Origin of the sequence: Actinoplanes palleronii (genome assembly GCF_016862315.1) — a bacterium.
GTDB classification, from domain to species: domain Bacteria; phylum Actinomycetota; class Actinomycetes; order Mycobacteriales; family Micromonosporaceae; genus Actinoplanes; species Actinoplanes palleronii.
On sequence record NZ_BOMS01000004.1, the window covers coordinates 72,650 to 82,326 of the forward strand.

Genomic DNA, 9,677 nt, shown 5'->3' on the forward strand with positions numbered 1-9,677 from the left:
TTAGCTAAGCTAAGAATCCCGGGAAAGAGGAGCGCGCTTGCCCACCGCCCCACGCCGCGCCCCGAGCGCGGGCATTCACCCCGACCCGTCGAAGAGCTGGCTGCGGCGCGCCTGGCCGCTGCTGCGGGCACACCGGCTCATGTTGATCACCTCGCTGGCGCTGTCCTTCGTCGGGCTGATCGTGCAGGTGCAGATCCCCAACCTGATCCGGATCGGGATCGACCGGGCGCTCGTCGCGCACACCGAGCCGCTGGCCACGTACGTCTGGCTGATCGCCGCGCTGGCCCTGGTCCAGGGCGTGATCAACTACCTGGCCCGGCTCTACCTGCTGCGCACCGCGTACGAGCTGGAGTACGACCTGCGCAACGTCGTCTTCGGTCACCTGATGCGGATGTCGTACGGCTTCTACGACCGGGTCCAGTCCGGCGAGCTGATGTCCCGGGCCACCTCGGACATCCGGGCCGTCCAGATGTACCTCACGTTCGGCCCCTCGATCCTGGTCCAGTGCATGATCGCGGTGATCGCGTTCGGATTGATGGTCTCGATCAACCCGATCCTGGCGGTGGTCGCGATGGCCACCATGCCGGCCATCGCGGTGCTCGGCGTACGGATGCGCAAGGCGATCTTCCCGGTCTCCTGGCTGATCCAGTCCCGGCTCGCCGGGGTGGCCACCGTCGTCGACGAGAACATCCAGGGTGTACGGATCGTCAAGGCGTTCGCCGGCGAGCAGGGGCAGGTCGACACCCTGGCCCGGGCGGCCGACCGGGTGCGCTGGGCGTACACCGCGGACGCGAAGCTGCGCAGCCGGTGGATCCCGGTGATGGACAACCTGCCCCGGATCGGCCTGGCCCTGGTCCTGCTGGTCGGCGGCCTGATGGTGCTGCGCGGGCAGGCCACGGTGGGCACCGTGGTGGCGTTCAACTCCTACGTGCTGATGCTGCAGCCGCCGTTCCGGATGCTCGGCATGATCATCATGATGGGCCAGCGGGCCGCCGCGTCCTCCCAGCGCATCTACGAAATTCTCGACACAAAAGCCGACATAACCGATAGATCGGAAACAGCGACACCGTCACCCCGCGGCGAGCTCCACCTCCGACATGTCCATTTTGTTTACCCGGACGGCACCACCGCGCTGGACGGCCTGGACCTGCACATCCACCCCGGCGAAACGATCGCCCTGGTCGGCGCGACCGGCGCGGGAAAATCCACCGTCGGCCGCCTCGCCGCCCGCTTCTACGACGTGACCGAAGGGCAGATCCTGCTCGACGGCGTCGACGTCCGCGACTACCCCCTGGCCACCCTGCGCGACCGGGTCGGCATCGTCCCCGACGAGCCGTTCCTGTTCTCGGTCTCGCTGCACGAGAACATCGCGTTCGGCCGCCCGGAGGCCACCCGCGCCCAGGTCGAGGCCGCGGCGCTGGCGGCCGGCGCCGACGCGTTCATCCGCGACCTCCCCGACGGCTACGACACGGTCGTCGGCGAACGCGGCTACACGCTCTCCGGCGGTCAGCGGCAGCGGGTCGCGATCGCCCGGGCGCTGCTGGTCAACCCGCCGGTGCTGATCCTCGACGACGCGACAAGCGCCGTCGACGTCCGGGTCGAGCACGAGATCCACGAGTCGCTGCGCACGCTGATGACCGGCCGCACCACGATCGTGGTGGCACACCGGCTGGCCACCATCGGTCTGGCCGACCGGGTCGTCCTGATCGACGGCGGCCGGGTGGTCGCGGACGGCACGCACGCCGCCCTGCTGGCGACAAGCCCGTTGTACGCGCAGGTCCTGGCGACCGTGAGCGAAGAGGAACCGGTCGCATGAGCATGTTCGGAGGGGGCTTCGGCGGGCACGGCGGCGCGATCCCCGGTGGCCTCAGCGGTACGAGCCGCAAGGGCGGGCAGAGCGGCACCCCGTTCGCCGGCATCCCGCCCGAGCTGGCCGCCGGGGTGGACCGCTTGGAGGCCACCGAGCCCGAGCACCCGACGCCGCACGAGCCGTTCCGGCAGCAGCCCGACCATCGCCAGCTCACCCTCTGGTCGATGCTGGCCAACCGGCCCGCGTTCCTGGTCTCGGCGGCCGTCGCGGTCCTGGTCGAGGCGCTGCTGCTGCAGGCCGGTCCGCTGCTCGTGCAGGTCGGCATCGACCACGGCATCGTGGCCCGCGACGTGCCGGTGCTCGTCGGCGCGTCGATCGCGTTCCTGGTCGCGGTCGGGCTCACCGCGGTGGCGTCCGGGGTGCGGATCCGGCAGAGCGGGCGGCTCGCCGCGTACGCCACCCGGGACCTGCGAGTCCGGATCTTCAGTCACCTGCAGCGGCTCAGCCTGGACTTCTACACCAAGGAGAAGGCCGGGGTCACGATGACCCGGATGACCTCCGACGTCGAGGCGCTGCAGCAGCTGCTGCAGGAGGGGTTCGCGCAGTTCCTGATCCAGGGGCTGACCATGGTGGTGGTCACCGCGGTGCTGGTGCACTACGACGTGGAGCTGGCCGCGATCACGTTGCTGCTCGTGGTGCCCCCGCTGGCGGCGCTGTCGATCTGGTTCCGGAAGGCCGCCGACCACGGGTACAACCGGCAGCGGGACGCCATCGCGGCACTCTTCTCGCACCTGTCCGAGAGCCTCTACGGCGTCCGCGTGATCACGGCGCACAACCAGCAGCACCGCAGTGTGGTCGGCCATCGTGAGGTGGTCGGCGGGTACCGCGACGCCAACGATCACACCGGCCGGATCAACGCCGTCTACGGCCCCGGCAGCTCGGTGATCGGGTTGCTCGGGCTGGCCGCGCTGCTGCTGATCGGCGGGCGGATGGTGCTGCGCGACGAGCTGACCATCGGCGAGCTGACCGCGTTCGTCCTCTACCTGAACGCGTTCTTCCAGCCGGTCCAGCAACTCGTCCAGTTGTACACCAACTACCAGCAGGCCAGGGCCGCGCTGGGCAAGCTCCGCGGCCTGCTCACGACGGCTCCGGGCGTACCGGAAAAGGTTTCTGCCATCGCACTGCCGCCGGCGAGCGGCGGCATCGAGTTGCGCGAGGTGTCTTTCGGGTACGACAGTGAGCGTCCGGTCCTGCGCGACGTCAGCCTGCGGATCTCGCCCGGCGAGACGATCGCGTGTGTCGGCCCGACCGGCGCCGGCAAGTCGACACTGGCCAAGCTGGTCGCCCGGCTCTACGACCCGGACCGGGGCACGGTGCTGATCGACGGTCACGACCTGCGCGACGTCACCCTGGACTCGCTGCACCGGCAGGTCGGCGTGGTGCCGCAGGAGCCGTTCCTGTTCGCCGGGACGCTGCGGGACAACATCGCCTTCGCCCGCCCGGACGCGTCGGAGGCCGAGATCGGCGCGGCGGTCGACGCGGTCGGCCTGCGTGACCTGGTGGACCGCTCCCCCGGCGGCCTCGACACGGTGCTGCACGAGCGCGGCCAGTCGGTGTCGTCCGGCGAACGGCAACTGATCGCGCTGGCCCGGGTGTTCGTCGCGGCGCCCCGGGTGGTGGTCCTGGACGAGGCGACGTCGAGCCTGGACCTGCGGTCCGAGCTGCGGGTGGAGGCCGCGGTGCAGCGGCTGCTCGACGGGCGGACCGCGATCCTGGTCGCGCACCGGCTGTCCACCGCGCGGCGCGCCGACCGGGTGATCGTGGTCGACGACGGCGGCATCATCGAGTCGGGCAGCCACGAAGAGTTGGTCGCGGCGGGCGGGCGGTATGCGGCGATGTACGCGACGTGGGAGTCGCACGCCGCCCGGTCATAGCGTCGCCAGCAACTCGTGGATCGCGGTCAGCAGATCGCCGGAGCGTTCGAAGTGGGCGGTCACGGTGATCGCGGCGCGGCGCTCCGGGTCGATCACCGCGAACTGGCCGTAGGCGCCGTCCATCCGGAACGTGCCGTCGCCGCCGAGCCAGACGCCCAGGCCGTAGCCGTCGCTGAACTGCGGGCCCCAGGCCGCGACCGGCGCCGTGCTGACCTTCTCCGCCGCGATCCGCCGCACGTAGTCGGCCGGGACGACCTGCCGCCCCTGCCACTCCCCGCCCTGCAGGATGAGCTGGGCAAATCGCGCCAGCTCCCCGGTGCGCAGGAACAGCTCACTGTCCGCGAACGGAAACCCCAGCGGGCAGGTGTGCCAGGCCGGATGGTGCACACCGAGCGGGCGGAAAAGGCGGGGCTCGAGGTAGGCGCGCAGGTCCGCGCCGCTGGTGCGCGCGATGACCCGACCTATCGCGTACGGGCCGGAGCCGACATACCGGAAGCGCTCCCCCGGCACCGCCTCCAGGGGTGCCGCCACGAACTCGCGCAACAGGTCGGCGGGGTCGACCCGCTCGTACGACGACCAGTGGTGACTGCTCCCGCTGGTCATCGTGAGCAGGTGCCGCAGCGTGACCCGCTCGAACCCGTCCGCGGCGACCGGGCGCAGCTCCGGGAAGTGGTCGAGGAACAGATCGTCGAGTCCGAGCCGGCCCTCGGCCTCGGCAAGTCCGGCCGCGACCGAGGTGAACGTCTTCGCCACCGAGTAGACGTTCACCCGGTCGTCGGAGCGGAACCGGTGGATCAGCGGCTCGTGGCCCTCCCGGTGCACGTGGATGCCGTACGTGCCGAGCTGCTGCTCCCGGTCGGTGCGAACGAAGTCCGCAAGAAGATCATCTGGCACTCCCGGACGATACCGCCCTCAGAACGTGACCGACCCGCCGAGCGGGACACGGGCGTACGCGGTGCCGCTCTCCTCCGCCATCCAACCGTCGACGTTGTCGAAACCGACGTCGGTCGACAGCATCCGGTCGTGGATCGGGAACGCGCGCTGCGGGGCGACGGCGCGGACGAAGTCCAGGGCCTCGGCGAGCTTGAACCACGGCCCGCCCGCCGGGACGAGCAGCGTGGAGACCAGCCGGTCCTTGTCCGGTACGAAGAACGAGTCACCCGGGTGGTAGACGCCCTCGACCACGTAGCCGAGGTTGGCGCAGCCGGGTTGGCCCCGGTACACCTCGGCGTGGCTGCCGCCGACCGCGGTCACCGCGAAGCCGCCGGCCGTGAACGTGTCACCGGACGCGACCGGGCTGATCACGGCGGCCAGCTTCTCGTCCGGCGCGGCTGCCCGCACCGCGGCCGGGGCGTAGAGCCGCAGGGGCCGGGTGGCCAGCCGGGTCGCGATCTGCTCGAGGTCGATGTGGTCGGCGTGCTCGTGCGTGACCAGGACGTCGGTGATGCCGTCGAAGGCCTCCGGTTCGGTCCACACTCCCGGGTCGATCAGGAGTCGCCGGTCGCCGTCCTCGAGGCGTACGCAGGCATGGGTGAATTTGATCAGCCGCATGCCGGGCAGCCTAGCGAGGATCGGTATCGGTCTCAGCCCCGTAGCCTGTCAAGGACCTCATAGACCGCGGTGAGCAGGTCCTCGTCGTGGTCGGAGTGCGCGGTGACGGTGACCGCGGCGCGGAGGTCCGGGGCGATCACCGCGTACTGGCCGTAGAGGCCGTCCATCCGGTAGGTGCCGTTGCCACCGAGCCAGACGCCGAGCCCGTAACCGTGCGTGAACTGACCGCCCGGGGAGTCCGCGGTCGGCACCGTCTCCAGCGGCATCCGGCGCACGTAGTCGGCCGGGATCACCGGGCGGCCCGCCCACTCGCCGCCCTGCAGCAGCAGCCGGGCGAACCGGGCCAGCTCCTCGGTGCGCAGGAACAGGTCACTCTCCGCGACCGGGAACCCCAGCGGGCAGGTGTGCCAGGCCGGATTGCGCAGCCCGAGCGCTCGAACCCGTCCGCGGCGATCGGCCGCAACTCGGGGAAGTGGTCGAGGAACAGGTCGTCGAGGCTGAGCAGACCCTCGGCCTCGGCCAGCCCGGCCGCCACCGCGGTGAACGTCTTCGACACCGAGTACAGGTTGACCCGGTCGTCGGACCGGAACCGGTGGATCAGCGGCTCGTGCCCCTCCCGGTGCACATGGATGCCGTAGGTGCCGAGCGCCCGCTCCCGATCGGCACGCACGAAGTCCGCGAGAAGATCATCAGCCACCGCCGGAGCCTAGACCTGACCGCAACCGCCGGCGCACCTGACAGCGACCACCAGCCGCGAGGTACGCGGTCAGCTCGCGGGACGCGGCTGGTTCTCCGGGGTGCCTCCGGCACCCTGAGACACCCCTCGGGACCAGCCGGGACCTCGGTGGGGTCAGCGGGCCGGGACCAGGAAGGCGAAGACGCGGACGCCGACCGGGCCCTTCGGCAGCGGGGCGCCGGCCGCGGCGGTGACCTTCATGCCGGCCTCCCACGGCTCGCCGTCCAGGAAGACCTCGTTGGTCAGCAGCTGGCCGTCCTGGTGAACGGTGAAGAACCGCAGCGCGTGCACCGCCGGGCTCAGCGGCACACCCTCCAGCGCGGTCAGCAGCTGATCGAACAGTTCCTCGGCGGACGGCACCGCCTCGGTGGCGAACAGGTCCACCTGCGCGCCGAGCAGCACCTCGAACCCGCCGCTCGGGTGCGCGAACCGCTCCACATGCACGTTCTCCCCGGCCACGTCCCGGTCCAGCAGCGCCGCGATCATCGGGTACGCCACCGCCCGCTCGAACATCGCCAGGCTCTGGAAGATCGCTTCCCGCCAGGTCGGCGCGACACCGGCGCAGCTCTCCACCATCCACGGCCGGGCCAGCGCCGGATGGTTCACCGCGAAGTTCACCTGCGCGACGACCAGGTCGGGCGTCGGCCGCGGGTGCGGCGCCAGGGTCGCCTGGAACTCGGCGTCACCCAGCCGGAGGTCGTCACCGAGCGGCACGCCGTAGGCCGCCATCCAACGCGCGAAGATCGATGCGGGCGAGGGCACCCCGCCGCTGCCGGTGCCGAGCGGCGGCAACGGCTCGTCGAGGGTGATCGCCCCGAGCACGAGATCGGTCAGCGTGGCGCCGTCGCGCAGGGCCTGGCTGACCGCGGCGACCTCGTGGCTGTACCCCGCGACCCTGGCGATCTCCTGCTCCCCGACGAGCTGCGCACAGCGCTCGCAGGCCGCGTAGACCGGATCGTCGGCGAAGCGCCGGGTGGTCGCGCCGTCGACGAAGTTCTCGTCCACCCGCACCCCGTCGAGCACGCGGCGCCCGAAAGCGAGGGGCAGGAAGGCCAGCAGCCGCTCCGCCAGCCACGGCTCCACACCACCGCTGAGCAGCCTGTTCCGGACCTCGTCCCCGGACGGCGGCGTCGCGCCCTCACAGAACGCGATGACCCCGACCACAACCGCCTCGTCGAACATCGCGTGAGCGTACCGCCCAGCCGATCTCCCGCAAGCCCCCGCAAATCCCAAGATCAAACACCGGGTGAGGTGGCCAACCCCGCTCCCCGCACCGCGCCGGCCCGCCCACCCGGGTACGGTCCGGCGCGTCCGGGCGTCGTGACGGTGGCGTCCACCGGCGCCGATGCGCCAGGCTGCGACCATGACCGCTTCCGCGCTGCGCGCCCTCCTCGCCTCCGACCGGGTCACCCACGTGCCCGGCGTCTACGACCCGGTGACAGCGGCGCTCGCGGTGGCCGCCGGGAACCGGGCAGTGCACCTGTCCGGCGCGGCCGTCTCGGCCACCATGCTGGGCCGCCCCGACCTCGGCTTCGTGCCCGCCACCCAGATCGCCGACCGGGCGTCCACGCTGGTCCCGGCGCTGCGGGGGATCCCGCTGCTGGCCGACGCGGACACCGGCTACGGCAACCCGCTGCACGCGGTGTGGACCGGGCTGGCGTACAGCCGGGCCGGCGTCTCCGGGCTGCACCTGGCGGATCGGGTCAGCCCGGAACGCGGCGGGCACCCGGCCGGCAAGGGGGTCATCGCCACCACTCCGGCGGCCGCCACGATCCAGGCGCTGGCCGATCAGGTCCCGGAACTCGTGGTGATCGCCAGGACGGACGCGTACGCCGTGAACGGGCTCGCCGACACCATCGAGCGCTGCCGGGCCTATGCCGAGGCGGGTGCCGGCGCGGTCCTCCCGGCGGGTGTCGTGGAGCTTGCCGAGCTCGAGGAGCTCCATCGGGCGCTCCCCGGCGTACCCCTGGTGGTCGATCGCAGCGAAGCCGCACCGCACCAGCCCACCTGGACCGACGCGGACCTCGCCGCCGTCGGGGTCCGGCTGGCGCTGCACCCGGTGGCGGCCCTGCTCGCCGCGATGCGGGCCGCGTCGGTCACCTACCGCGCGATCGCCGAGAGCGGCGACGCCACCGCGGTCGAGCGGATGCCGTGGGCGGCGTTCACCGCCCTGGGCGGCCCGGACGAGGCGCGCGACCCGGACGCCCGCTACGTCCCCCGGGGGTTGCAGACCTGAACCGGATCCTGGCCGCGGTCGCGGAGACGGCGGCGGCCGGCGCGGGGACGACACGCGCCGGGCGGACCTGGCGGCATCGGGCGGATCGGGATTAGCTTTCGGGTGTGGACGTTGAGCTGGAGGCGTGGGACGCCTGGCATCCGCGGTTCGTGGCGGACCGGCTGACCGGTCTCGAGTTGCCCTGGTGCGTCGCCGGCGGCTGGGCCGTCGACCTCTTCCTCGGCGCCGAGACCCGAGCGCACGACGACCTGGAGATCGCCGTCCCCGCGAACCGTTTCGAGGACATCGCGGCCCGCTTCCCCGATCACGCGTTCTTCGCCGTGGGCGCGGGCACGGTCACCCCGGCCAGTCCGGAGAGCCTGCTCGCCACCCATCAGACCTGGGCACGGGAGCCGGCGACCGGCAAGTGGCGCTTCGACGTCTTCCGGGAGCCGCACGACGGCGTCGTCTGGATCTGCCGCCGAGATCCGGCGATCCGCCTGCCGTACACCGAGGTCATCGCGCACACTCCGGACGGCGTGCCCTACCTGGTGCCGGAGATCGTCCTGCTCTTCAAGGCCAAGGGACCACGACCGAAGGACGAGGCGGATTTCCGCGCCGTCCGCCCCCACCTGTCCGCGAGCCGGCGCGACTGGCTGATCAACGCGCTGGCCCGGGTCCACCCGGGCCACCCCTGGCAGCCACTCCTCAGCACCTGACCCACCGCCGGCGCGACCTACTCAGGATCCGCGGCCGGCGCAGCCGGATGACCCGCATCTCGGACCTTCAGCCGGCAGCGGCGACCGTTCGGGCCCGCGAGCCGGGCTCAACGGCCGACCGGACCGGCAAACGGACCTCGTCGTCCCCGCCGCGTGGACAAGCTGTTTCCGCTTGACCACTATCGGATGAAAGGTCTGACATGTCCAAACTTACCAGCATCTCCGCCATCGGTGTCGGGCTGCTGACGGGCGCCGCGTTCTCCATGGCGCCGGCTCACGCCTCGCCGTCGAGCCACCAGGTCACCGCGACCTCGGCCGCCACGCAGTCCTCGACGGGCTTCTCCGAGAAGCGCGAGACGTTCTGGGATCTCGACTCCTGCGTCAGAGCGCGGAAGAACCACATCCGCAACGGCGACTTCACCGACGCCCGCTGCGAGGAGTTCGAGGACGACAACGGCAACACCAAGTACGTGCTGGTGCCCCAGAAGTCCCGCGACAACAGCCGCGACAGGGACCGCGACAGGGACCGGGACCGCGACCGCGACCGCGACAACGGCCGGGATAGGGACCGCGACCGCGACAATGGCCGGGACGGCGACCGGGACCGCGACCGGGATCGTGACAACGACCGCGACCGCGACCGCGACCGGGACCGGGACCGGGACCGGGACCGGGACCGGGACCGGGACAACGACCGCGACCGCGACCGCGG

General features: G+C 71.8%; 9 protein-coding genes and 1 pseudogene. 5 read left to right on the plus strand and 5 right to left on the minus strand.

Annotated features, from left to right (window positions below):
* Positions 1-37: 37 nt before the first annotated feature.
* Complete coding sequence (locus Apa02nite_RS00965; protein WP_203823380.1) at positions 38-1,816, plus strand: ABC transporter ATP-binding protein; 1,779 nt, start codon at positions 38-40, stop codon at positions 1,814-1,816.
* On the plus strand, positions 1,813-3,744 hold the full coding sequence (locus tag Apa02nite_RS00970; RefSeq protein WP_203823381.1) for an ABC transporter ATP-binding protein: 1,932 nt from the start codon (positions 1,813-1,815) through the stop codon (positions 3,742-3,744). The genes Apa02nite_RS00965 and Apa02nite_RS00970 overlap by 4 nt, the downstream gene beginning before the upstream one ends.
* Here Apa02nite_RS00970 and Apa02nite_RS00975 read toward each other — a convergent pair.
* From Apa02nite_RS00975 to Apa02nite_RS00990, 5 genes and pseudogenes are all read right to left on the minus strand, one after another.
* Positions 3,739-4,638 (minus strand): serine hydrolase domain-containing protein, encoded by a 900-nt coding sequence (locus tag Apa02nite_RS00975; RefSeq protein ID WP_203823382.1) that lies wholly within the window; start codon positions 4,636-4,638, stop codon positions 3,739-3,741. The genes Apa02nite_RS00970 and Apa02nite_RS00975 overlap by 6 nt on opposite strands.
* A gap of 18 nt (positions 4,639-4,656) precedes the next feature.
* Positions 4,657-5,295 (minus strand): MBL fold metallo-hydrolase, encoded by a 639-nt coding sequence (locus Apa02nite_RS00980; protein WP_203823383.1) that lies wholly within the window; start codon positions 5,293-5,295, stop codon positions 4,657-4,659.
* A gap of 32 nt (positions 5,296-5,327) precedes the next feature.
* On the minus strand, positions 5,328-5,720 hold the full coding sequence (locus Apa02nite_RS50820) for a serine hydrolase domain-containing protein (protein WP_344573605.1): 393 nt from the start codon (positions 5,718-5,720) through the stop codon (positions 5,328-5,330).
* A 92-nt stretch (positions 5,721-5,812) separates the two neighbouring features.
* A pseudogene (locus tag Apa02nite_RS52270) lies at positions 5,813-5,992 on the minus strand (serine hydrolase domain-containing protein); the annotation flags it as partial.
* 153 nt (positions 5,993-6,145) lie between these two features.
* Positions 6,146-7,213, minus strand: a complete 1,068-nt coding sequence (locus tag Apa02nite_RS00990; protein ID WP_203823384.1) for a DUF6348 family protein — start codon at positions 7,211-7,213, stop codon at positions 6,146-6,148.
* A 181-nt stretch (positions 7,214-7,394) separates the two neighbouring features.
* Here Apa02nite_RS00990 and Apa02nite_RS00995 point away from each other — a divergent pair, with 181 nt between their 5' ends.
* The 3 genes from Apa02nite_RS00995 to Apa02nite_RS01005 form a co-directional block, all read left to right on the plus strand.
* A complete protein-coding gene (locus Apa02nite_RS00995) occupies positions 7,395-8,267 on the plus strand; it encodes an isocitrate lyase/PEP mutase family protein (protein ID WP_203823385.1) in 873 nt (290 codons plus the stop codon).
* A gap of 104 nt (positions 8,268-8,371) precedes the next feature.
* The gene (locus Apa02nite_RS01000) at positions 8,372-8,965 is read left to right on the plus strand and encodes a nucleotidyltransferase domain-containing protein (protein WP_203823386.1); all 594 of its coding nucleotides are present in this window, start codon (positions 8,372-8,374) and stop codon (positions 8,963-8,965) included.
* A gap of 200 nt (positions 8,966-9,165) precedes the next feature.
* On the plus strand, positions 9,166-9,677 hold a 512-nt coding region (locus Apa02nite_RS01005), incomplete at its 3' end, for a hypothetical protein (protein WP_203823387.1).

Bases quoted from the DNA above. Each gene is read 5' to 3' on its own strand.
- Apa02nite_RS00970 (WP_203823381.1), top strand. From the start codon at position 1,813: ATGAGCATGTTCGGAGGGGGCTTCGGCGGGCACGGCGGCGCGATCCCC.
- Apa02nite_RS00980 (WP_203823383.1), bottom strand. From the start codon at position 5,295: ATGCGGCTGATCAAATTCACCCATGCCTGCGTACGCCTCGAGGACGGC.
- Apa02nite_RS00990 (WP_203823384.1), bottom strand. From the start codon at position 7,213: ATGTTCGACGAGGCGGTTGTGGTCGGGGTCATCGCGTTCTGTGAGGGC.
- Apa02nite_RS00995 (WP_203823385.1), top strand. From the start codon at position 7,395: ATGACCGCTTCCGCGCTGCGCGCCCTCCTCGCCTCCGACCGGGTCACC.